This window comes from Comamonadaceae bacterium M7527 (assembly GCA_021044545.1).
Lineage (GTDB): Bacteria > Pseudomonadota > Gammaproteobacteria > Burkholderiales > Burkholderiaceae_C > RS62.
The window spans coordinates 1,301,696-1,323,580 of sequence record CP087990.1; the positions used below are offsets into that span (position 1 = coordinate 1,301,696).

The 21,885-nt window shown below is 57.5% G+C and carries 20 protein-coding genes and 3 pseudogenes; 13 read left to right on the top strand and 10 right to left on the bottom strand.

The window, feature by feature from the left end; translation table 11 throughout:
* Window positions 1-38: 38 nt before the first annotated feature.
* The 8 genes and pseudogenes from serC to lapB all read left to right on the top strand — a co-directional run bounded on the left by serC (window position 39) and on the right by lapB (window position 9,044).
* Window positions 39-1,108 (top strand): annotated as a pseudogene (gene serC / locus LN050_06330) (3-phosphoserine/phosphohydroxythreonine transaminase).
* A complete protein-coding gene (pheA, locus tag LN050_06335; GenBank protein UFS55473.1) occupies window positions 1,105-2,190 on the top strand; it encodes a prephenate dehydratase in 1,086 nt (361 codons plus the stop codon). The pseudogene serC and the gene pheA overlap by 4 nt, the downstream one beginning before the upstream one ends.
* Window positions 2,183-3,094 (top strand): prephenate dehydrogenase/arogenate dehydrogenase family protein, encoded by a 912-nt coding sequence (locus LN050_06340; protein ID UFS55474.1) that lies wholly within the window; start codon window positions 2,183-2,185, stop codon window positions 3,092-3,094. The genes pheA and LN050_06340 overlap by 8 nt, the downstream gene beginning before the upstream one ends.
* Window positions 3,087-5,117, top strand: coding sequence for a bifunctional 3-phosphoshikimate 1-carboxyvinyltransferase/cytidylate kinase (locus LN050_06345; GenBank protein ID UFS55475.1), 2,031 nt, complete (start codon window positions 3,087-3,089; stop codon window positions 5,115-5,117). The genes LN050_06340 and LN050_06345 overlap by 8 nt, the downstream gene beginning before the upstream one ends.
* A 154-nt stretch (window positions 5,118-5,271) precedes the next feature.
* The gene (gene rpsA / locus LN050_06350; GenBank protein ID UFS55476.1) at window positions 5,272-6,957 is read left to right on the top strand and encodes a 30S ribosomal protein S1; all 1,686 of its coding nucleotides are present in this window, start codon (window positions 5,272-5,274) and stop codon (window positions 6,955-6,957) included.
* Between the two features lie 172 nt (window positions 6,958-7,129).
* Window positions 7,130-7,426, top strand: coding sequence for an integration host factor subunit beta (locus LN050_06355; protein UFS55477.1), 297 nt, complete (start codon window positions 7,130-7,132; stop codon window positions 7,424-7,426).
* 138 nt (window positions 7,427-7,564) lie between these two features.
* Window positions 7,565-7,906, top strand: coding sequence for a lipopolysaccharide assembly protein LapA domain-containing protein (locus LN050_06360; protein UFS55478.1), 342 nt, complete (start codon window positions 7,565-7,567; stop codon window positions 7,904-7,906).
* The gene (gene lapB / locus LN050_06365; GenBank protein ID UFS55479.1) at window positions 7,890-9,044 is read left to right on the top strand and encodes a lipopolysaccharide assembly protein LapB; all 1,155 of its coding nucleotides are present in this window, start codon (window positions 7,890-7,892) and stop codon (window positions 9,042-9,044) included. The genes LN050_06360 and lapB overlap by 17 nt, the downstream gene beginning before the upstream one ends.
* A 40-nt stretch (window positions 9,045-9,084) precedes the next feature.
* Here lapB and LN050_06370 read toward each other — a convergent pair whose 3' ends face one another.
* Complete coding sequence (locus LN050_06370; GenBank protein ID UFS55480.1) at window positions 9,085-9,555, bottom strand: copper chaperone PCu(A)C; 471 nt, start codon at window positions 9,553-9,555, stop codon at window positions 9,085-9,087.
* 128 nt (window positions 9,556-9,683) lie between these two features.
* Window positions 9,684-10,052: a hypothetical protein gene (locus tag LN050_06375; protein UFS55481.1), complete on the bottom strand. Its 369-nt coding sequence runs from the start codon at window positions 10,050-10,052 to the stop codon at window positions 9,684-9,686.
* A gap of 99 nt (window positions 10,053-10,151) precedes the next feature.
* On the opposite strand from LN050_06375, the gene LN050_06380 reads away from it, so the two are divergent.
* Window positions 10,152-10,796 carry a glutathione S-transferase gene (locus LN050_06380; GenBank protein ID UFS55482.1) on the top strand — a complete coding sequence of 215 codons (645 nt, stop codon included), beginning with the start codon at window positions 10,152-10,154 and terminating at the stop codon, window positions 10,794-10,796.
* A gap of 24 nt (window positions 10,797-10,820) precedes the next feature.
* On the opposite strand, the gene LN050_06385 is transcribed toward LN050_06380, so the two are convergent.
* The 6 genes and pseudogenes from LN050_06385 to LN050_06410 all read right to left on the bottom strand — a co-directional run bounded on the left by LN050_06385 (window position 10,821) and on the right by LN050_06410 (window position 15,650).
* The gene (locus LN050_06385; protein UFS55483.1) at window positions 10,821-11,549 is read right to left on the bottom strand and encodes a 1-acyl-sn-glycerol-3-phosphate acyltransferase; all 729 of its coding nucleotides are present in this window, start codon (window positions 11,547-11,549) and stop codon (window positions 10,821-10,823) included.
* Window positions 11,550-11,552: 3 nt separating this feature from the next.
* Window positions 11,553-12,852, bottom strand: a pseudogene (locus LN050_06390) (dihydroorotase).
* Window positions 12,853-12,856: 4 nt separating this feature from the next.
* Window positions 12,857-13,819, bottom strand: a complete 963-nt coding sequence (locus LN050_06395; protein ID UFS55484.1) for an aspartate carbamoyltransferase catalytic subunit — start codon at window positions 13,817-13,819, stop codon at window positions 12,857-12,859.
* A 39-nt stretch (window positions 13,820-13,858) separates the two neighbouring features.
* Window positions 13,859-14,416 (bottom strand): bifunctional pyr operon transcriptional regulator/uracil phosphoribosyltransferase PyrR, encoded by a 558-nt coding sequence (gene pyrR / locus LN050_06400; GenBank protein ID UFS55485.1) that lies wholly within the window; start codon window positions 14,414-14,416, stop codon window positions 13,859-13,861.
* A gap of 20 nt (window positions 14,417-14,436) precedes the next feature.
* Entirely contained in the window at window positions 14,437-14,880 is a 444-nt protein-coding gene (ruvX, locus tag LN050_06405) for a Holliday junction resolvase RuvX (GenBank protein UFS55486.1), read from the bottom strand.
* Window positions 14,880-15,650 carry a YqgE/AlgH family protein gene (locus LN050_06410; GenBank protein ID UFS55487.1) on the bottom strand — a complete coding sequence of 257 codons (771 nt, stop codon included), beginning with the start codon at window positions 15,648-15,650 and terminating at the stop codon, window positions 14,880-14,882. The genes ruvX and LN050_06410 overlap by 1 nt, the downstream gene beginning before the upstream one ends.
* An 85-nt stretch (window positions 15,651-15,735) precedes the next feature.
* On the opposite strand from LN050_06410, the gene LN050_06415 reads away from it, so the two are divergent.
* The gene (locus LN050_06415; protein ID UFS55488.1) at window positions 15,736-17,238 is read left to right on the top strand and encodes a DNA photolyase family protein; all 1,503 of its coding nucleotides are present in this window, start codon (window positions 15,736-15,738) and stop codon (window positions 17,236-17,238) included.
* Here the strand turns inward: LN050_06415 and LN050_06420 are convergent.
* Window positions 17,235-17,408 (bottom strand): rubredoxin, encoded by a 174-nt coding sequence (locus LN050_06420; protein UFS55489.1) that lies wholly within the window; start codon window positions 17,406-17,408, stop codon window positions 17,235-17,237. The two genes, LN050_06415 and LN050_06420, sit on opposite strands and share 4 nt — an antisense overlap.
* 260 nt (window positions 17,409-17,668) lie before the next feature.
* On the opposite strand from LN050_06420, the pseudogene LN050_06425 reads away from it, so the two are divergent.
* A pseudogene (locus tag LN050_06425) lies at window positions 17,669-18,292 on the top strand (hydroxymethylpyrimidine/phosphomethylpyrimidine kinase).
* Window positions 18,293-18,502: 210 nt separating this feature from the next.
* Window positions 18,503-19,801 carry a glutamate-1-semialdehyde 2,1-aminomutase gene (gene hemL / locus LN050_06430; protein ID UFS57343.1) on the top strand — a complete coding sequence of 433 codons (1,299 nt, stop codon included), beginning with the start codon at window positions 18,503-18,505 and terminating at the stop codon, window positions 19,799-19,801.
* 52 nt (window positions 19,802-19,853) lie between these two features.
* Here hemL and LN050_06435 read toward each other — a convergent pair whose 3' ends face one another.
* A complete protein-coding gene (locus LN050_06435; protein UFS55490.1) occupies window positions 19,854-20,765 on the bottom strand; it encodes an NAD-dependent epimerase/dehydratase family protein in 912 nt (303 codons plus the stop codon).
* 85 nt (window positions 20,766-20,850) lie between these two features.
* On the opposite strand from LN050_06435, the gene LN050_06440 reads away from it, so the two are divergent.
* Window positions 20,851-21,885, top strand: coding sequence for a CDP-6-deoxy-delta-3,4-glucoseen reductase (locus LN050_06440; protein ID UFS55491.1), 1,035 nt, complete (start codon window positions 20,851-20,853; stop codon window positions 21,883-21,885).

Sequence of the window (21,885 nt, forward strand, 5' to 3'; positions counted from 1 at the left end):
ACACTCGTCCATACAACTTCTCGGCTGGCCCAGCGGCCATGCCGCTTGAGGTGCTGGAGCGCGCGGGGCGCGAAATCAGCAACTGGCATGGTGTGGCATGGGCGTCATGGAAATGAGCCACAGAGGCGCCGCCTTTGGTGAAATCCTGGAGCGTACATTGGCAGACATACGCGAGGTGCTGGCGGTGCCCGCGCACTTTCATATTTTGTTTGTGCAAGGTGGCGGTTTGGCGCACAACGCCATTGCCCCCATGAACTTGCTGGGCAAGCCCAAAACAGCTGGCGCACCCAAAGCAGACTTTGTGGTCAGCGGCAGCTGGAGCCACAAATCAAGCCTTGAAGCCAAGCGCTACGGTGATGCACAAGTCGCATTTAACGGCAAGGCTGACGGCTTTAAAACGGTGGCCAGTGCCAGCAGCTGGGCGCTGCGCAACAACATAGACTACGTACACCTGTGCAGCAACGAAACCATTGACGGTATTGAGTTTGCTTCGTTGCCGGACTTGGCAGCACTGGGCATAGACGCACCGCTGGTGGTGGACTGCTCAAGCCACATTGCCTCGCGCCGCGTTGAGTGGCAGCGTATTGGTGTTGCGTTTGCGGGTGCTCAAAAAAACCTGGGCCCTGCCGGTGTGACGCTGGCTTTTGTGCGCGACGACTTGCTTGACCGCGCCATGCCCATTTGCCCTTCGGCCTTTGAGTACAAAAACATTGCGGCCAACAACTCCATGTTCAATACGCCGCCCACCAACGCGATTTACATGGTGGGCCTGGTGTTTGAGTGGCTAAAAAGTCAAGGCGGCCTGGCGGCCATAGAGGCGGCCAATGCAGCCAAGGCTGATGTCTTGTACCAAGCCATAGACAGCTCTGGCTTTTACAGCAACAGCATTGACCCAGCTTGGCGCTCACGCATGAATGTGCCGTTCAAGTTGGCCAATGAGTCACTCAACGACATATTTTTAACGCAAGCCAAGCAAGCTGGCCTGTTGGCCCTCAAAGGTCACAAGTCAGTAGGTGGCATGCGCGCCAGCATTTACAACGCCATGCCACTGGCCGGTGTACAAGCACTGGTGGCATTTATGCAAGACTTTGAAGCACATCACGCATGAAAACACTGGCCCAGCTACGCGAGTCTATTGACGCTTTAGACCAACACATTTTGGCCTTGCTCAATGCGCGTGCACAGTGTGCCCATGAGGTGGGCGAGCTTAAAAAACGAGATGGCTCTGCGGTGTTTCGCCCTGACCGCGAAGCGCAGGTTATCAAGCATTTGCAAGACACCAATACTGGCCTCATCAAGCCCGAGAGCATTGGCCATATCTGGCGCGAGGTCATGTCTGCATGCCGTGCGCTTGAGGCACCTCAGCGCATTGCGTTTCTGGGGCCAGCAGGTACCTTCAGTCAGCAAGCGGCACTGTCCTTTTTTGGCACCAGCATCACAGAGCTGCCCTGCGCATCGATTGATGACGTGTTTAGAGCCACAGCAGCCGGCAGCGCAGATTTTGGCGTGGTACCTGTTGAAAACTCCACTGAAGGCGTGGTCACGCGCTCGCTGGATTTACTGCTGCAGTCACCCGCACACATCATTGGCGAGTCCAGCCTGCTGGTGCGCCACCATTTGCTGCGCTTGGACAACTCGCTTGATGGCATAGAGGTGGTACTGGCTCACCCACAAGCTTTGGCCCAGTGCCAAGACTGGCTTAGCAAACATTTGCCAGGTGCTGAGCGCCGCGCCGTTGCCAGCAACGCCGAAGGCGCACGCTTGGCCAAAGACAACCCGGCTTGGGCCGCCATTGCCAGCGAGCGTGCCGCCAGTCAATACGGCCTGCACATTGCAGCGCACGCAATACAAGACGATGCCCACAACCGCACACGATTTGCCGTGATCTGTTTGCCCTCCACGCTGGAGGCACCTGCGGCAACTGGCGCTGATTGCACCAGCTTGGCCGTATCGGTGACCAACCGCCCAGGTGCGCTGCACGACTTGTTGGTGCCCCTCAAAACACATGGCGTATCCATGACGCGCTTTGAGTCTCGCCCTGCACGACAAGGCGGCCAGTGGGAGTACACCTTCTTTATTGACCTGGTAGGCCACCCCTCACAGCCCGGCATGCAACAGGCCTTGGAAGCGCTGCAGTCACTGTGCGCTTTTTACAAAGTACTGGGCACTTACCCCGCAGCTGATGCTTAAATCAACCGCTGATATCCGCTCGCTATGCGTCATAGGCTGCGGGCTTATGGGCGGCTCATTTGCCTTGGCGCTGAAAGCCAAGTACCCACAGCTGCGTGTGACAGGCGTTGGCCGACACGCCAACAGCTTGCAAACTGCTTTGGATTTAGGCGTTGTTGATGATGCCACCACAGACCTGGTCGCCAGTGTTGCGCAGGCAGATGTCGTACTGCTGGGCGTGCCTGTTGGTGCCATGCAAGCCACACTACAGGCCATCGCGCCGCACTTGCCTGAGCACTGCCTGGTCATGGACGTGGGCTCCACCAAGTCTGACATTGTGGCCATGGCACACGCCACATTGGGCCAGCGCCTGCCTCAGTTTGTAGCAGCCCACCCCATTGCCGGTAAAGAAAGCGCTGGCGTGGCACATGCCCAAGCCGATCTGTACCAGGGTTGCCGCGTGATACTAACGCCCAGCCCAGGCACGAACGCCCATGCAATGGCACTGGCCGCCAGTTTGTGGCAGGCCTGCGGTGCGCAGCTGCACACCATGACGGCTACCGAACACGACCGTGTGTTTGCCGCCGTTAGCCACCTGCCCCACTTGTTGGCGTTTGCGTACATCAACGCCATGTCAGACGACCAGGCCTTGGCGTTGGCAGGCCCGGGTTTTAGAGACTTTTCACGCATTGCCGCTGGCAGCCCCGATGTATGGCGCGATATTTTTGTAGCCAACAAAACGCCTCTTTTGCAGCAGCTTGAGGCCTTTGAAAAGTCACTTGCCACATTCAAAAAACTGGTGACTGCGGCACACAACACCACCGAAGCCACAGATTTACACGCAGCAATTGCCCAGGCCAGCCAGCGCAGAGCGGCTTGGCCACCCACCGCTGCCTGCGCACCCGCTACGGATCAAGATGTTTAATACCGCCTTCCTAGACCTTCCGCCATTGGCCAGTGCATCTGGCACCGTACAGCTGCCGGGTTCAAAAAGCATCTCAAACCGGGTGTTGCTGCTGGCTGCGCTGAGCGAAGGGGCCACCGACATTCATGACTTGCTGGCTTCAGACGACACCCACGTCATGCTTGAAGCGCTCAAAACCCTGGGTTGTAACGTTGAGCATGTGTCTGCAAGCCATGTGCGTATTGGCGGCTTGGCTGGACAACTGCGCACGCAACAAGCCGCGCTGTTTTTGGGCAATGCAGGTACGGCCATGCGCCCACTGTGCGCCGCGCTCACGTTATTGGCCACCACGCAAGGCGGCTCGTTCGAGTTATCGGGTGTACCGCGCATGCACGAGCGCCCTATTGGCGACTTGGTCGATGCGCTGCGCGGCATGGGCGGGGTGGTGACAGACTTGGGCAACCCTGGTTTTCCACCTTTGCGCTTGGGCGACGGGCAACAGCACACCCTGAATCTCGCACACCCCATACAAGTGCGCGGCGATGTGTCCAGTCAGTTTTTAACGGCCCTGCTGTTGGCGCTGCCCTTGGTGGCCCAGCAAGACGTGGTGATTGAGGTGGTGGGCGAGCTGATTTCCAAGCCCTATATAGACATCACATTAAAGCTGCTGGCCCAGTTTGGCGTGGTGGTGCAGCGTGATGGCTGGGAGCGCTTCACCATACCCGCGGGTGCGCGCTACCAGTCGCCCGGCAGCCTGCACGTGGAGGCCGACGCCTCATCCGCCAGCTACTTTGTGGCCTTGGGCGCCATCGCGCCAAGCGCACAAGGCATCACCGTACAAGGCGTGGGCCTTGACTCTATTCAGGGTGACATTCGCTTTGTTGAAGCGGCTCAGGCAATGGGGGCTGTGATTACCGGCCAGGCCAATGCCTTGCACATACAACGCGGCGCCTGGCCGTTAAAGGCCATAGACCTGGACTGCAACCACATTCCAGACGCGGCCATGACATTGGCTGTGATGGCGCTATACGCCACGGGCACCACCACGCTGCGCAATATTGCCAGCTGGCGCGTGAAAGAAACCGACCGCTTAAGCGCCATGGCCACAGAGCTGCGCAAACTGGGCGCCACAGTGGTAGAGGGCGCTGACTTCATCAGCGTCACACCCCCAGCTGCCAACGCCTGGACCACAGCACCCATAGCCACCTACGACGACCACCGCATGGCGATGTGCCTGTCGTTGGCCGCGTTCAACCCCGCTCAACTGGCTACCCGCATCAACGAGCCGCACTGTGTGGCCAAAACCTTTCCCGACTACTTCGAGGCTTTGTTTGCATTGGCGCAGCCCGTCGCTGGCCGTGTACCGGTTATTTGCATAGACGGCCCCACCGCCTCTGGCAAAGGTACGCTGTCGCAATTGGTGGCCCAAGCCCTGGGCTATGCCTGGCTGGATTCTGGCGCACTGTACCGGTTGGTGGGTGTGGCGGCTGATCAAGTGGGGCTGTCTACCGCTGCCCCAGACTTGGCCAATGCAGAGCACGCAGCTGCTGTGGGCCAGTTGGCGGCCAGCATGCAGGTGCGGTTTGATGCGGATGCCGTATACCTCAACGGTCAAGAGGTCAGCGCTGCCATTCGCACCGAAGCCGCAGGCATGGCGGCCTCCAGGGTGTCCGCGTTACCGCCTGTGCGCGAAGCGCTGACGGCCTTGCAGCATGGTTTTGCCAAGGCGCCGGGCCTGGTTGCTGATGGCCGCGACATGGGCACGGTGATCTTCCCGGAAGCGCCACTAAAGGTGTTTTTAACCGCCAGCGCGGAGCAACGCGCGCAGCGCCGTTACAAACAATTGATTTCTAAAGGAAATTCTGCTAATATCGATAGTCTTTTGGCAGATTTGCAAGAGCGGGATGCGCGCGACATGAACCGTGCACATGCGCCCTTAAAACCTGCCCAAGATGCCAAGCTGCTGGACAACACCGATTTAAGCATTGAGCAATCAGTGCAATTGGTACTTGACTGGTGGCAGGCGTGTTCCCCAAGGCCCTAATCGTGCGTCTGCGTCCACTGTGACGCTCCGCGAGGTGGGATCATTAACGTAACCCCGCAGCATTGCTGCAACAAAACACTGCCCACTATCCACCACTGATGCACGCCTGCGTGCCGCTCACTGTTATGTATGTTGACGCAGTTTAGGAAACTAAATGTCTGAATCTTTTGCCGCCCTATTTGAAGAGTCATTGCAACGTGCTGAAATGCGCGCTGGCGAAGTGATCTCTGCCGAAGTCGTACGCATTGACCACAACCACGTTGTCGTTAACGCGGGCTTGAAGTCTGAGGCCTACGTGCCACTGGAAGAATTCAAAAACGACCTGGGCGAACTCGAAGTACAAGTTGGTGACTTCGTATCTGTTGCGATTGACGCCGTTGAAAACGGCTACGGCGACACCCTGCTGTCACGTGACAAAGCCAAGCGTTTGGCCTCTTGGATGTCTTTGGAAAAGGCATTGGAGTCTGGCGAATTTGTCACCGGCACCACTACCGGCAAAGTCAAGGGCGGCCTGACCGTTTTGGTCAACGGCATCCGTGCATTCTTGCCAGGTTCATTGGTTGACATGCGTCCTACCAAAGACCTCACACCCTACGAAAACAAGACTTTGGAATTCAAGGTTATCAAGCTTGACCGCAAGCGTAACAACGTTGTGTTGTCACGTCGCGCTGTGGTTGAGGTCAGCATGGGCGAAGAGCGCGCCAAGCTGATGGAGACTTTGAAAGAAGGCGTCATCGTGACCGGCGTGGTCAAGAACATCACCGAATACGGTGCGTTTGTTGACTTGGGCGGCATTGACGGCTTGCTGCACATCACCGACATGGCATGGCGTCGCGTGCGCCACCCAAGCGAAGTGGTGCAAGCTGGTCAGGAAATCTCTGCAAAAGTATTGAAGTTTGATTCTGAAAAGCACCGCGTTTCACTGGGCTTGAAGCAAATGGGTGATGACCCATGGATGGGCGTTGCCCGTCGCTACCCACAAAGCACGCGCTTGTTCGGCAAGGTCACCAACATCGCTGACTACGGCGCATTTGTTGAACTCGAGCCAGGCATCGAAGGCTTGGTGCACGTATCTGAAATGGACTGGACCAACAAGAACGTTGCCCCGTCAAAGATTGTTGCCTTGGGCGACGAAGTCGAAGTCATGGTGCTCGACATCGACGAAGACAAGCGCCGCATCAGCTTGGGCATGAAGCAGTGCCGTGCCAACCCATGGGAAGACTTCGCAACAACCGTCAAGCGCGGTGACCGCGTGAAGGGCCCCATCAAGTCCATCACTGACTTCGGCGTGTTCTTGGGCTTGGCCTCAGGCATTGACGGTCTGGTGCACTTGTCTGACCTGTCATGGACAGAGCCAGGCGAAGCAGCTGTGCGCAACTTCAAGAAGGGTCAAGAAGTTGAAGCAGTTGTATTGGCAATAGACGTTGAACGCGAGCGCATCAGCTTGGGTATCAAGCAGTTGGATGACGACAGCTTCACCACCTTCACATCTGTGAACGACAAGGGTCAAACCGTAACCGGTAAGGTCAAGACGGTTGACGCAAAGGGTGCAGAAATCGACTTGGGCGATGACTTGGTGGGCTACTTGCGCGCCAGCGAAATCAGCGCTGACCGCGTTGACGATGCACGCAGCGTGTTGAAAGAAGGCGACGAAGTCACAGCAGTGGTTGTTAACGTGGATCGCAAGACCCGCAACATCCAGTTGTCTATTCGTGCAAAAGACCAAGCTGACCAACAGGAAGCCATGTCTTCTTTGAGCCAGCAGTCTGCTGCCAGCGCAGGCACCACCAGCTTGGGCGCATTGCTGCGCGCCAAGTTGGACGGTGGCGACAACAGCTAACTTGCTGATGTCCGGATAAGCGACTACGCTTAAAGCCCGCGAGGCTGACGCTGCAGGGAGTCACACTCCTTCACGCCAACTTCGTGGGCTTTTTTGTTTGCTTTGCTCTTGTGCAAGCAAACAAAAAAGCCCACATAACAATAAAACCGAGAACAAGCGAGCACACGCCCCTATGACACGCAGCGATTTGGTTGATGCACTGGCCGAACGATTCAGCCAACTGGCGCACCGCGACGCCGAGCAAGCCGTACGTACCATGTTGGACGCCATGGGCGAAGCCATGGTTAAAGGTCACCGCATTGAAATACGTGGCTTTGGCAGCTTTACTGTCAACCACAGGCCAGCGCGCATTGGTCGCAACCCACGCTCAGGTGAGCGCGTGGACATACCTGAAAAGCGCGTGCCGCACTTCAAACCCGGCAAAGGCTTGCGCATGGCGGTAGACCTACCCAAAGATGAGGCGGCTTAAACACACTACCTCAAAGCGGCTACCCCCATCAGCTTGGCCCACGCGCCTAACGAAGCCCCCTAAAATAAAACACCTTACTTCTTGAGTGGCGAGCTTGGCGGGCATCGCCACACCACCGCTGTTGCAGTGAAAGCACATATGAAGATTGTTTTTTGGTTTGTACGCATTGTGGTGTTTGTAGCCGTGTTGGCTTTCGCCCTGAACAACCAACACGTGATTGACTTGTACCTGCTACCAGGATCGACGTGGCACCTGCCACTGGTGTGGGCCATCACCGGCGCGTTTGTACTAGGCTGCCTGTTTGGGGTGCTGGCCATGCTGCCGCTGTGGATGCGCGCGCGCAAGCTGGCCCAGCAACAAGTCAAGCAGCAACCCAAAACACAGACCAACCAAGTCGCCGGTGGCGTACCTGCAATCACCAACAACCTACCTGCAACCCAACCTACCAGAGGTATCAGCAACGATGAACTGGGCGTTTGATGCCACCACGCTGCTGTGGGCGCTGCCACTGACGTTTGCACTCGGCTGGCTAGCGTCCAGGCTGGACGTACGCCAATGGCGTCGTTCCGAGCAGCGCGCACCCAAGGCCTATTTCCGTGGTCTTAATTTTTTGCTCAATGAGCAACAAGACCAAGCCATTGACGCCTTTATTGAGGCCGTTCAACACGACCCGGAAACCAGCGAGTTGCACTTTGCACTGGGCAATTTGTTCAGGCGCCGTGGCGACTACGACCGTGCCGTGCGTGTGCATGAACACTTGCTGGCGCGCAGTGACCTCAGTCAAGCCGACCGCCACCGCGCCCAGCACGGCTTGGCCATGGACTTCCTCAAAGCAGGCTTGCTTGACCGCGCCGAGAGTGCGTTGCGCAAGCTGGACGGCACGCAATACGCAACAGAGGCCAAGCTCGCACTGCTGTCCATTTTCGAGCGCAGTCGCGACTGGGCGCAAGCCATAGACATAGCCAAACAGCTAGAAGGTGCTGAGCGAGGCAGCTTTAAAGGCCGCAGCGCCCACTATCACTGCGAGCTGGCAGCCGAGTCCCTGCAGCTTAGCCAGCCAGAGCAAGCCAAGCAGCAGTTGCTGACCGCGCAAGCCATTGCACCCCACACACCCAGACCTGTCATTGGCTTGGCCAATTTGAACGCGGCGGCTGGTGAGCACAGCAAGGCCTTGGAGCTGCTGCTGTCATTGGCCAGTACCGCGCCGCACGTGCTGCCGCTCATAGCCAACCAGCTGGTGCAACTGGGCGTTAGCTGCCATGAGCAAGCCAGGGTCTTGAGTGTGTTGCGCCAAGCCGATAGCCTGTCACCCAGCATAGATGTAACCCAAGCCATGGCTTCGTTAGAGCCTGCGCAAAAGTCTGAACTGTTTGAGTCGCACCTGGCGCGCCAAGCATCATTGTCAGCTGTGGCCCAGGTGCTGGCACACGATAGCAATCAGGCTCAGGCCACACAGGCCGTGACCGAAGGCATGAAAAAGGCCATAGACAAAGCCGCCTCACCGCTGACACGCTACCGCTGCGCCGCATGTGGCTTTGAAGCCAAGACCTACTTTTGGCAGTGTCCTGGCTGTCAGGGCTGGGAGACCTTCCCGGCCAGACGCGTAGAAGAACTGTAAAACGCACCCGTTCGCTCATGCGCCAGGCGCGTATCAGCGCTTAGTGCTTCATGCCGCCCATGGGTTTGGCATTCAATGCACGTACATCAGCGGCCACGGCCACATCTTTGCGCTGACCCTTGCCATCCTCAAAGGTCAGTGTGACATTGACCGTTTCGCCTACTTTAGGCGCACGCTTGAGGTCCAACAACATCACATGGTAGCCACCTGGCTTGAGTTCTAAAGCCTTGTCTTTTTCAATTGCCAACCCGTTGGGCAACTCACGCATGCGCATCACGTCTTTGTCCATCGCCATTTCATGAATTTGGGTAACGCCCGCAATATCACTGCTGGCGCTTACCAAGCGCATACCTTCTTGAGTCGACGTAATGGTGGCGAACATGCCTGTGGCTTTCTGGTTGGCAACCGTCGCGCGCACCCACGCATCGCTAACGGCCTGTTGGGCGTACAACGCGCCAGATGCACCCAGCAAAGACAGACCTAGAACAGCTGATTGAATGTGTTTTTTCATAATAAATTCCAAAAAAATAAGATGTTGGACGGCCTCAAGCCGCCGCAGTCAAGCGGTCATGAAGCTGCAATGACGCGTGTTCACCAGCTGCTTGCTGGTTCACGAAAAAGGGGGATTAACAGGCGAATTTAAAGCGTTGGTGGTGCGCGGGCTGGCAGTGTGTAGCGCGGACTCAAGCGCACCTGCACCCAGGTCGCACGGGCCACCAAGCCCCCATCCAACTGCGGCGCTGGCAGTTGCAGCTGCGCAGTAGTAACGGCCATGGGCATCCAGCAAAGGGGGCAGTCCATGGTGGCACTGCCGCCTACATTGCTGCTGTCCTGGTCGCTGGCCACATCGCCGGCAGTGAACTTGACCAAACTGACACCGTTGGCCGTACAAAGAATGGCCATGTGCTGCGGCGACACCGTGGGCGACGCCACCGCCGCACCAATAGCCAACACAAACCACGCTACAACAAAGCGTGACAAGCGGTGAATGTGGGAGCGCCCTAGCATGCTGCGATTATCGCCTACTCTGTAGCCTTGGCGACCAGCCCCAGCGCTGCACCCCTTTAGCCTTGTAGTTTTTCAAAACCATCACTTACGGAGTCCACTATGCTGAAACTTTGCGGATTTGCAGCCAGCAACTACTACAACAAAGTCAAACTCGCCTTGCTAGAAAAAGGCGTGGCATTTGAAGAGTCTTTGGTGTGGGCCAAGGATACAGACAAGAAAGCCTCTGCCTTGGGCAAGGTGCCCTACATCACCACACCGGACGGCGCACTGTGTGAGTCTGAGGTGATATTGCAATACATCGAGCGCGCTTACCCTCAACACCCTCTGGTGCCAGCAGATGCATTTGCCGCTGCCAAAGTGCATGAGCTAAGCCATTACATGGACTTGCACCTGGAACTGGTGGCACGCAACCTGTACCCTGAAGCATTTTTTGGCGGCAAGATCAGCGACAGCGCCAAAGAAAAAGTAGGCGGGCAACTCACCAAAAACATCTCGGCATTTACCACGATGGCCAAGTTTTCACCCTTTGTGGCGGGTGACCAGTTCACCATTGCAGACTGCACCGCCTTAGCGCACCTGCCACTGATCAGCATGGCTACCAAAATCATTTACGGGCGAGACTACCTGGCCGACTTGCCAGTTCGCGACTACCTCAAACTATTGGGTGAGCGTGCCACAGTCCAGCAAGTGACGGCCGACAGAAAAGCCAACACGGAGGCCATGATGGCCTTGATGAAACAATAAGCCAGTGCGCCGGTAAGGCTGCGCCTAGTCCAACAGCCGCCCAACCTCTTGCTGCATGTCGCCAGCCCAGGTTCGGCGGTCGCGGCCTTGGCAGGTTTGGGCGCTGCCCACTTGCACCCGGGCTTTGACAGGGCCTTGGCGCAACGTGCGCCAAATAGAGCCCACCAAGGTGTCGTCACCGACATAGGCCGCTGCCATGCTCAATGCACCAGTGGTGCTGTCCAGGTAGCGAATACCCACTGGCCACACCTTGGCATCGGCGGCAATGGCGGCTTGAAACAGGTTGGCATGAAACGGCAACAATTGCTGGCCATCGCCTGTGGTGCCCTCTGGGAATACTGCTACCGTTTTGCCTTCACTCAAAAATGAGGCGATTTGGTGCACCACACGCATGGCATCACGCCTGCTGGCGCGTTCAATAAACAAAGTACCCGCACCGACAATGAGCTTGCCTACCAAGGGCCACGCCTTTACGTCTGACTTGGACACAAAGCGCACGGGATTGGCCGCATTCATCACCACAATGTCCAGCCATGACACGTGGTTGGCCACTACCAAGCCACCCGTACTAACACGCCCAGTCGTTTGCAACTGAACACCCAGTAGCTGCAACAGCTCAAGCGACCAGTTTTGCACCAACACCTGACGCTGTTCATCGGACACGCGCTCAAACTCGCGGGCAATGGTGCGCAAACCTTTCAACACATGGAAAATACCCAACACCATGTGCCATGCAGCGCGCAGTGGTGACATGGCTTAATCGCTTGCCTGGTCGGCCATGTAGGCCACATAGCCACTCACCACCGTAGCGCGCACTTGCGCGGGCAACTCATAGCCGCCAAAGGGAGAGTGCTTGCCTTGGCTGCGCAGATTGGCCGCGTTGACTTCCCAGTGCACATCAGGCTGATAAACACAGACGTCGGCCACACCGCCCACCACCAACTGACCAAGGCTTGATTGCAAACTGCCCAGGCTGCTACCCAACACACGGGCAGGACCGGCGGTGAGCACCTCCATGACGCGGGCCAGCGGTACTTTATCTTCATTGGCCCACTTCACGGCCAGGCTCAGCAACAACTCCACCGCCGTTGCACCCGGCTCGGCTTGTGCAAACGGCAGGTTTTTGGCATCGGCCTCTACCGGGTTGTGGTCACTCACCAGCGCATCAATACTGCCGTCTGCCAAGCCAGCCCGCAGCGCGTCGCGGTCAATCTGCTGACGCACCGGTGGCTCCAAACGCAGGCGGGCATCGTAATAACCCATGTCTACATCTATCAGGTGCAGGTTGTGCACGCTCACATCACAGGTCACCGGCAAGCCCTCAGCTTTGGCTTGCCTGACCAGCGCCAAACCAGCGGCACTGCTGAGGCGGCACAAGTGCACACGCGCTGGCGTGTTGCGCAGCAACTCAAACATGGTTTGCAGTGCAATCACCTCCGCTGAGACCGGTACACCACTCAAGCCCATGCGCGTGGCAAGTGGGCCACTGGCAGCCACGCCTTGACCTAACCAGTAATCTTGCGGACGCAACCACACGCTGTAGCCGAATGAGGCGGCATACTGAAAGGTGCGCTGCAACACCTGGGTGTTCACAATGGGATGGTCGGCCTGACCAAAGCCTATGCAGCCCGACTCGGTCAGCTCGGCCATTTCTGTTAACACCTCGCCTTTGAGACCTTTGGTCAAAGCGCCCAGCGGGAACACACGAGATTGATTGAGCTTTTCAGCGCGAAACTTGAGCATGTCCACCAAGCCCGGCTCATCCAGCACAGGGTCTGTATCTGGTGGGCACACCAACGATCACGCCACCGGCAACTGCAGCCGCCATTTCAGACTCCAGCATTGACTCATGCTCAAAACCCGGCTCTCGTAAACGCGCGCACAAGTCTATAAGCCCCGGCGCCACGATGCAGCCTGTGGCATCTATCACGCGATCCGGCGTGAAGTCTTTAATAGCGTTGCCTATGGCCACCACGCGCCCGCCTGCTATGGCGACATCTTGCGGTGTGTTGTTGGTAGCGTTTACAAGCTGTCCAGATTGAATGAGTAGTTTCATAAGTTCAAGCCTCGTGGCTGGCAACAATAGACATCACAGCCATGCGCACCGCGATACCAAAGGTGACTTGCGACAAGATCACCGCTTGCGGGCCGTCGGCCACGTCTGAGGCGATTTCAACGCCTCTGTTGATAGGGCCTGGGTGCATGACAATGGCGTCGGGTTGGGCCAGCTGCATGCGCTTGGCAGTCAGGCCGTAGCTCTTGAAAAACTCTTGTGCAGAAGGCAGCAAGGCACCACTCATGCGCTCATTTTGCAAGCGCAGTGTGATCACCACGTCAGCGTCTCGAATGCCTTCTTCCATGTCGTTGCAAACGCGTACACCCAGCTGGCTCAAATCGCCTGGCACCAGGGTTTTGGGGCCCACCACACGCACATCAGGACAACCCAAGGTGGTGAGCGCGTGTATGTTGGAGCGCGCCACGCGAGAGTGCAACACGTCGCCCACAATCGCAACACGCAGGTTGGAAAAATCACCTTTGAAATGGCGGATGGTGTACATGTCCAAGAGTGCTTGGGTAGGGTGGGCATGACGCCCGTCTCCTGCATTCACCACATGCACATGCGGGGCCACATGCTGCGCAATCAGGTAGGGTGCGCCAGACTCACTATGGCGCACAACAAAGATATCGGCGGCCATAGCGGCCAGGTTGTCTATGGTGTCTAGCAAACTCTCGCCCTTGCTGGCAGATGACCGCGCAATGTCCAGGTTGATCACGTCTGCACTCAGACGCGTGGCCGCAATGTCAAAGGTCGTGCGGGTGCGGGTGGAGTTTTCAAAGAACAAGTTGAACACGCTTTTGCCGCGCAGCAGCGGGACCTTCTTCACGTCGCGACTGCTTACACTCACAAAGTTGGCGGCCGTATCCAGGATGTGCGTCAGCACATCCTTGGACAAGCCTTCAGTGGAGAGCAAGTGAATGAGCTCACCGTTGGCGTTGAGCTGGGGGTTGCGTTGTATGCGCATATCGCGTTCGCCCTTAATTCTGTATTTGTTGCGGTGTGCTTACTGGTCTTTGCTCAGCGTGACGTCTTGCACGTCAAAGCTAAGGCTTTGGTCTGGATTTAACGCCAGCTCAAGCGACTGGCTAGGCGGCACATTGGCCACGCCTGCCACAAAGTCGGCACACACTGGCAGCTGCTTGTAGCCTGGGCGCTCCAGCAACACGGCCAGCTTCACGCTGTGTGGGCGGCCAAAGTCAAACAGCTCGTTGAGCACCGCGCGCAGGGTTCGCCCCGTGTACAACACGTCGTCGATCAGCCAAATGTGCGCGTCATTCACCTCAAAAGGCAGGCGGGTTTGAGTGGCGGTGGCGCTCAGGCCACGCTGCGCAAAGTCGTCTCTGTGCATGCTGCTGGAGATAACGCCAATCTCACCAGCCAGCCCCAAGTCTTTGTGCAAGCGCTGCGCCAGCCACACCCCGCCAGAAGCCACGCCGACCAAGCGCACAGCTTGCGTGGCATTGGCCAGCACTTGGCGCATGCCAGCCAACATCACTTGGTACAGTTGTTCCGCATCCAGCTGTTGTGCATTGGGCTGCTGTAGGTCTTGTTGTGTGCTCATGGGATTTTTGTGTATAGGGTTTACTGACCTCTGGGCGTGGCATCTAGACTGGCCAGGAACTGCTCCAGGATGATGCAGGCCGATGCGGCATCCGCGTCTGCGGCGCCCATGCTGTGAGCTGCCGTGGTGGAGTAGCGCTCATCAACTTCAAACACGGGCAAGTTAAAACGTCCAGCCAGTTGGCGGCCGAATTTTTGCGCCGCATGAGTGTTGTCGTGTGGCGCACCATCTGGGTGGTAGGGCACGCCAATGACCAATGCCTGCGGTGCCCATTCTTTGACGCGCTGGCCTATCAAGTCCCAGCGTGCCTGCCCAACAGCCGCCACGGTTGGCATGGGCGATGCACTGGCGGTCAGGCGATTGCCACTGGCCATGCCGCAGCGCTTTTCGCCGTAGTCAAAACCTAAAAACAAATGCATGTGCGCTGGCACGGCGCCTGCGTGGGAGGTGACGCCTGATGCCATCAGGCGTGCCCCGCCTGGCTGGACAACATACCCACATTCAAGCCCAACAGCGCCATGGCGCGTGCATAGCGCTGCTCTGGCGGTGTGTCAAAAATAATGGCTTGGTCAGCGGGCACTGTCAGCCACGCGTTTTCGCCAATTTCAGACTCTAGCTGACCTTTGCCCCAGGTGGCATAGCCCAGGGTGACCAGCACCTTGGAGGGGCCTGCGCCTTCAGACATGGCCTCTAGTACGTCCTTGGAGGTGGTCATCTCAAGGCGGTTGGCATCTGCCGGCATGTGGCTGGCCGCTTGGCCGTCTTGCTCGTCGGTCTCGTCGTCACTGGCGGCCAGCGCATCGCCAATTTGTTGTGCCAAATGTGCCGAAAATTTACGGCTTAAATGCTCGGTCAATTCAGCCACTGCCTGGTCGGCCAATTCGAGGTCAGACGGGCCTTCGCGCTTGGCCTGTATCACGATGGTAGAGGAGTACACAGACTCACCACCTTGCCCCATAGGGGCGTGCAGCACAAAGCCGCGCTCAGTTTGTACGGGGCCACCTTGAAACACAGGGGCATTGGCCATATCCGGGCGGGCCAGCTTGAGATCAATTTTGGTGAACAGCTCTGTGAGCGGAATGTCGCTGGGCTTGTTGATCACCAAACCCAAGGCGCCCTTCTCGCTGTGCTCACAGATGTAGACCACACTTTTGCCGAATAGCTCATCGTCTAACCCCGGCATAGCGATTAGAAAATGATGGGTTAGGTCAATCACGGCACAATCTTCAAACATACACGCATTTTAAGGGGTGGACTGCCCTGCTATGCGTCTTTGTGATTTACTTCAACCACCGCGCTTAGGCTGCCCATACAACACCATGCCTGCAACACCTCATAAAAAATACGCCAAAGGCCTGATGTGGTTTAGGCGCGACTTACGCCTGGCCGACAACGCAGCCCTGTACCAAGCCCTCAAAAGCTGTGATCAAGTGGTGTGTGTCTTTGTGTTTGACACCACTATTTTGGCGAGCCTACCCCCAACAGACCGGCGCGTGACATTCATTCACGACAGCCTGGTTGACCTCAACCGGCAATTGGCCAACACCGCACCGGCCGACCCACCAGCGCTGCTCACCCTGCATGGCCCGGCCAACCCCAGCATTGCCAGGCTGGCCCAAACATTGGGGGTGCAAGCGGTCTTCACCAATCGGGACGATGAGCCACAAGCGGTGGCACGCGATGCACAAACCCTGGGCGACTTGGCCCATGCGGGCATCATGTTGCACACCTTTAAAGATCAGTGCATTTTTGAGCGCAGCGAAGTACTAACCCAAGCCGAACGGCCCTTTGGCGTATTTACGCCCTACAAAAACGCGTGGCTTAAAAAGCTTGAACCCTATGACTTGAAAGCCTACCCAAGTCTTGACTACGCAGGCGCGCTTACGCCAGCCAGCCAACTGCCCAGCGCCGCCACAGCACATGCGCGCATCCTGCCCTTAAGCCACATGGGCTTTGAGTGGCAAGACTTGCCAGCCCAGCACATCACACCTGGCAGCACCGGTGCAAAAGCCTTGCTGCAAGACTTTGTAGACCGCATGACACGCTACAAGGACACGCGAGACTTTCCGTCGGTCAAAGGCCCCAGCTACCTGAGCGTGCACTTGCGCTTTGGCACCGTGTCTATCCGCGAGCTGGTCCGTTTGGCCTTTGCACAACACGCCACAGGTGACATAGGCGCCAGCACATGGTTGTCCGAGTTGATATGGCGTGACTTTTACATGCAAGTGCTACACCACCATCCGCGTGTGGTGAACCATGCCTTCAAGCCTGAGTACGACAATATTGAGTGGGAAAGCGGCCCACACGCCAAAGCCCTGTTTGAGGCCTGGTGCAACGGCCAAACGGGTTACCCGCTGGTGGATGCCGCCATGCATCAGCTCAACCAGACAGGCTATATGCACAACCGTTTGCGCATGGTAGTGGCCAGTTTTTTAACCAAAGACCTGGGGCTGGACTGGCGTTGGGGCGAGGCCTATTTTGCCCAACAGCTCATTGACTTTGACTTGTCAGCCAACAACGGCGGCTGGCAGTGGGCCAGCTCAAGCGGCTGCGATGCGCAACCCTACTTTCGCATCTTCAACCCCATCAGCCAAAGCGAGAAGTTTGATGCCAAAGGCAAATTTATCCGTCGCTATCTGCCGCAACTGAGCGAGCTGTCAGACAAGGCAATACATGCGCCGTGGCTGGCCTCACCCATGGAGCTATTGGCTGCCGGCGTCAAGCTGGGGGAGCACTACCCCATGCCTGTGGTGGACCATGCGCAAGCCCGCGCCAAAACATTGGCCAGGTATGCGGTGGTCAAGAAAAACAATGGCGCTTAAATTTGCACCAGTTCAAAATCTTCTTTGCGCGCGCCGCACTCGGGGCAAGTCCAGTTCATAGGCACGTCGGCCCACTTGGTACCAGGGGCCAAACCCTCTTCAGGCGCGCCTGTGGCTTCGTCGTAAATCCAGCCGCAAATCAGGCACATCCAAGTTGTTGTATCGCTCATTCGTTCTTCTCAGTGTGTTCTAAAATGACCTATTGTATCGGCGCGATGTCTAGCCTCCAACGGCTTTTGCCTGACCTTTTTTGAATAGCGCCACGATGAAACCTACAGACAACAACGCTGCCGACCCGCCTGACAACCGTTCTGGCGACGTTCCGCGCAGTTTGGATAACGCAGCCCTTGAGCTCACGCTGCCGTGCGTGATGACCTTCAATGCCAACGACCCCAGTGGTGCAGGCGGTCTGGGCGCTGACCTCACAGCCATGGCCTCTGCATCGGTTCACGTCTTACCCGTGGTCACCGGTGTGCTGATGCGGGACACCTCACACATACAAGACCATGTGGCCTTAGACGAAGAGGCCGTGACTGAGCAGGCGCGTGTGGCGCTGGAGGACATAGGACTGGCCGCATTCAAGGTCGGCTTCTTGTGCAGCCCCGAGGTGGTGAGCGCAGTGGCCCAAATCACCAACGACTATGAAGACGTGCCAGTGGTGGCCTACATGCCCAACCTGGCATGGATGGACGACATCGCCCTGGACAACTACCTGGATGCATTCGCGGACCTGATGCTGCCGCAAACCACGATATTGGTAGGTAACTACAGCACCCTATGCCGTTGGCTGTTGCCAGACTGGAATGCCGACAAAGCCCCCAGCCCCAGAGATGTGGCCAGGGCGGCAACTGAGCGCGGCGTGGTGTATACCTTGGTCACTGGCCTGAACGCGCCAGACCAATACCTTGAAAACCACCTTGCCACACCTGAGAGCATTTTGGCCACGGCCAAGTTTGAGCGCTTTGAATCTGTCTTCACCGGTGCTGGTGACACGCTGTCGGCTGCGTTGTGCGCCTTGATTGCCAGTGGCGAAGATTTACAGTCTGCCTGTGCCGACGCACTAACCTACCTTGATCAAAGCTTGGATGCAGGTTTTGCTCCAGGCATGGGTCATGCCTTGCCAGACCGCATGTTCTGGGCGCGCGAAGACATAGATGACCAAGCCGATGCAGAACAGGATCAACAGCCCCATACAGACGGCATGCCCAACTTGGGCGACTTTCCGCTGAACAACACCAAACACCAATTTTTAAGAGATACGTACATGACGACCAACCTCAACGAAGTTTTATTTGATCGAGCCAAGGCCACCATTCCTGGCGGTGTGAACTCACCCGTGAGAGCCTTCAAGGCCGTGGGTGGCACGCCCCGTTTTATCAAGCGCGCACAAGGCGCGTATTTTTGGGACGCCAACGACCAGCGCTACATTGACTACATTGGCTCGTGGGGTCCCATGATTCTGGGCCACGGCCACGAGGCCATTAAAACTGCGGTGCACGCCGCGGTAGAGGAAGGCTTGTCGTTTGGTGCGCCCACTGAACGCGAAATTGAATTGGCAGAAGAAATCATCAAGCTGGTGCCGTCTATAGATATGCTGCGCTTGGTCAGCTCAGGTACTGAGGCCGGCATGAGCGCCATACGGTTGGCACGCGGCGCGACCGGCAGAAGCAAGATCATCAAGTTTGAAGGCTGCTACCACGGCCATGCCGATGCACTGTTGGTCAAGGCCGGTTCAGGCTTGGCCACCTTTGGCAACCCCACCAGCTCGGGTGTGCCGCCTGAGGTGGTGCAACACACTCTGGTGCTGCCTTTCAACGATATAGAAGCACTAGAAGCAGCTTTCAAGCTGCACGGCGCCGAGACGGCTTGCCTGATGATGGAGCCTATTGCAGGCAACATGAACTTCGTACGCGCCAGCGTGCCGTTTGTCAAACGTTGCCGCGAGTTGTGCACCGAGTACGGCGCCTTACTGGCATTTGACGAGGTCATGTGCGGCTTTCGCGTGGCCTTGGGCAGCGCCCAAAGCCTATACGCCCAGGCCATTCCCGGCTTTGAACCCGACATGACGGTTATGGGCAAAGTGATTGGTGGCGGCATGCCACTGGCTGCGTTTGGCGCCAAACGCGCCGTCATGGAGCACTTGGCACCCATCGGCGGCGTGTACCAGGCTGGCACCTTATCCGGCAACCCCGTGGCTACAGCGTGTGGCTTGGCCACCCTGCGCGAACTTCAAAAACCCGGCTTTTACGAGCAACTGGGCACACGCACCGCCAGCTTGGTCAGCGGCATGACGGCAGCCGCCCAAGCCGCCGGCATAGCGATGTGCGGCGACAGCTTGGGCGGCATGTTTGGCTTTTTCTTCATGAACGAGTTGCCGCAAAACTACGCCACAGTGATGACCACGGACAGTGCACGCTTCAACAAGTTCTTTCACGGCATGTTGGACCAAGGCGTGTACTTTGCACCCGCTTTGTTTGAAGCCGGCTTTGTCAGCGCCGCACACACTGAGCAGGACATTGCCGACACGGTAAAAGCAGCCGCCAGCGTGTTCGCAACGCTTTAACCATGGCCGCAGCAAGCACATGGCCGCACCGGGCTGGCGTTGACCGAAAAGCCTAGGGGGCCAAGCCTTGCGCAGGTGTGGGGTAACGCAGGGCAATACCCAGCTCAGTCTTGAGCCGTGTATTGTCCAGTCGTCTTGACTCCTGCATAAAGCTCAACCGCATGGGGCTTAATTGCGCTTTGGCTTGAGTCAAGCTCAAACGAGGCGGCTTGGGCAGGCCGTACAAAACCGCGGCCAAGTCCATGTAGTCGCCCATCTTTAAGGCGCTGTCATCGCTGACGTTAACAGTGCGGTGGTTGGCCCTGCCCCACAGGGCCGCGACACATGCTCGCGCCAAATCGTCTGCATGAATGTGATTGGTGTACACGTCTTCGCTGGCCTGCAACACGGGGGCTCTTTGCTCCAACCTCTCTTTGGGCGTGCCGGCCTCACGATTGGGTGCGTAAATACCTGGTATGCGCAGTACGGTGATGGGCACGCCAAAGGTCTGCCCAAAGGCTTTTACGGCTTGTTCAGCCGACACGCGGCGCATCGCTCTGGGTGTTTGCGCGTTGACCGGACGCAACTCATTCACCCACTCGCCTGCGCAGTCCCCATACACACCGCTGGTCGAACCGTAGACCAACTTGCACAAACCGCCACGCTTGGCCAGTGCCCGCAACAGATAACGCGTGCGGTCATCGTCAGTGCCACCAGTTTGCGCAGGCGGTGCGAGATGCAAGACATGCGTGGCGATGCCCGCCAAACGCGTGAGCGTGGCCGCATCGTCCAGTGTGCCCTGCAGTACGCGTGCGCCCTGCTGCCGCAAAAGAGGTATCTTGCTGGCGCTGGATGTGAGTGCCATTGCCACGGGGTAGCGTGCGCTGGGTAGCAACTTGAGCACACGCTGGCCCACGTCACCACACCCAATGATGAGCACACGTGATCGCCTGAACCGCGCTGGTAAAGCCCCCAAGCCACTCATAAAGCCTGCCTTTTATGTTTTTGCGACAATGACGGTTGTCTCTTGGAGACAAACAATTTGAAATCCTACCGCCAAGCCTACCAGTATGACATTCACCATCACCGTCGAACCCAGCCAGCGTACATTCACCACCAATGACGGCGAGGCTATTTTGGCTGCAGCCATTCGTCAGGGCGTTGCCATGCCCTACGGCTGCAAGGACGGTGCATGTGGCTCTTGCAAATGCAAAAAAGTCAGCGGCGATGTCGCTCACGGCACATACCAAGCCAAAGCACTGAGCGCAGACGAAGAAGCCAACGGTTTTATTTTGGCGTGCTGCGCGGTAGCCCAGTCAGACGTGGTGCTTGAGTCCAAACAGGTCACCGCAGCCGACGCGCTGCCCATCAAGAAATTGCCCGTGCGCGTGACCAGCATTGACAAGGTGAGCGACGATGTGGCCTTGTTACGCCTGCAGCTGCCGGCCAATGACACGTTCAAATACCACGCAGGCCAGTATGTTGAGTTTTTATTGCGCGACGGCGACAGGCGCAGCTACTCCATGGCCAACGCGCCACATACACAAACAGATGCCCCAGGACTTGATCTGCACATACGCCATATGCCAGGCGGCAAGTTCACCGACCATGTGTTCGGATCGATGAAAGAGAAAGACATACTGCGAATTGAAGGCCCGTACGGCAGTTTTTACCTGCGTGGAGACAGTGACAAGCCCATGGTGTTTGTGGCATCGGGTACTGGCTTTGCACCTATCAAGGCACTGCTGGAGCACATGGCGTTCAAGGGCATTACGCGCCCAACCAGCGTGTACTGGGGCGGTCGTCGCCCAGCCGACTTGTACATGCACGACTGGTTGACCTCGAAAGCCGCCGCCCATAGCCACATCACCTACATACCCGTGGTATCAGAGGCAACACCTGAAGACCAGTGGCAGGGCCGCACCGGCTTCGTACACCAGGCCGTGCTGGATGACTTTGCAGATTTAAACGGCCATCAGGTCTACGCCTGCGGCGCACCCATAGTGATTGAGTCTGCCCAACGCGATTTTGTGGCCATGCGAGGCTTGCCAAGCGATGAGTTTTATGCCGACTCGTTTACCAGCCTGGCGGACAAGGCAGCCTAG

Bases quoted from the DNA above. Each gene is read 5' to 3' on its own strand.
- lapB (UFS55479.1), top strand. From the start codon at position 7,890: ATGAACTGGGCGTTTGATGCCACCACGCTGCTGTGGGCGCTGCCACTG.
- LN050_06380 (UFS55482.1), top strand. From the start codon at position 10,152: ATGCTGAAACTTTGCGGATTTGCAGCCAGCAACTACTACAACAAAGTC.
- LN050_06385 (UFS55483.1), bottom strand. From the start codon at position 11,549: ATGTCACCACTGCGCGCTGCATGGCACATGGTGTTGGGTATTTTCCAT.
- pyrR (UFS55485.1), bottom strand. From the start codon at position 14,416: ATGAGCACACAACAAGACCTACAGCAGCCCAATGCACAACAGCTGGAT.
- LN050_06375 (UFS55481.1), bottom strand. From the start codon at position 10,052: ATGCTAGGGCGCTCCCACATTCACCGCTTGTCACGCTTTGTTGTAGCG.
- LN050_06340 (UFS55474.1), top strand. From the start codon at position 2,183: ATGCTTAAATCAACCGCTGATATCCGCTCGCTATGCGTCATAGGCTGC.
- LN050_06420 (UFS55489.1), bottom strand. From the start codon at position 17,408: ATGAGCGATACAACAACTTGGATGTGCCTGATTTGCGGCTGGATTTAC.
- LN050_06435 (UFS55490.1), bottom strand. From the start codon at position 20,765: ATGAGTGGCTTGGGGGCTTTACCAGCGCGGTTCAGGCGATCACGTGTG.
- LN050_06415 (UFS55488.1), top strand. From the start codon at position 15,736: ATGCCTGCAACACCTCATAAAAAATACGCCAAAGGCCTGATGTGGTTT.
- LN050_06410 (UFS55487.1), bottom strand. From the start codon at position 15,650: ATGTTTGAAGATTGTGCCGTGATTGACCTAACCCATCATTTTCTAATC.
- LN050_06440 (UFS55491.1), top strand. From the start codon at position 20,851: ATGACATTCACCATCACCGTCGAACCCAGCCAGCGTACATTCACCACC.
- LN050_06370 (UFS55480.1), bottom strand. From the start codon at position 9,555: ATGAAAAAACACATTCAATCAGCTGTTCTAGGTCTGTCTTTGCTGGGT.
- LN050_06345 (UFS55475.1), top strand. From the start codon at position 3,087: ATGTTTAATACCGCCTTCCTAGACCTTCCGCCATTGGCCAGTGCATCT.
- pheA (UFS55473.1), top strand. From the start codon at position 1,105: ATGAAAACACTGGCCCAGCTACGCGAGTCTATTGACGCTTTAGACCAA.
- LN050_06355 (UFS55477.1), top strand. From the start codon at position 7,130: ATGACACGCAGCGATTTGGTTGATGCACTGGCCGAACGATTCAGCCAA.
- rpsA (UFS55476.1), top strand. From the start codon at position 5,272: ATGTCTGAATCTTTTGCCGCCCTATTTGAAGAGTCATTGCAACGTGCT.
- hemL (UFS57343.1), top strand. From the start codon at position 18,503: ATGACGACCAACCTCAACGAAGTTTTATTTGATCGAGCCAAGGCCACC.
- LN050_06395 (UFS55484.1), bottom strand. From the start codon at position 13,819: ATGCGCATACAACGCAACCCCCAGCTCAACGCCAACGGTGAGCTCATT.
- LN050_06360 (UFS55478.1), top strand. From the start codon at position 7,565: ATGAAGATTGTTTTTTGGTTTGTACGCATTGTGGTGTTTGTAGCCGTG.
- ruvX (UFS55486.1), bottom strand. From the start codon at position 14,880: ATGGCATCAGGCGTCACCTCCCACGCAGGCGCCGTGCCAGCGCACATG.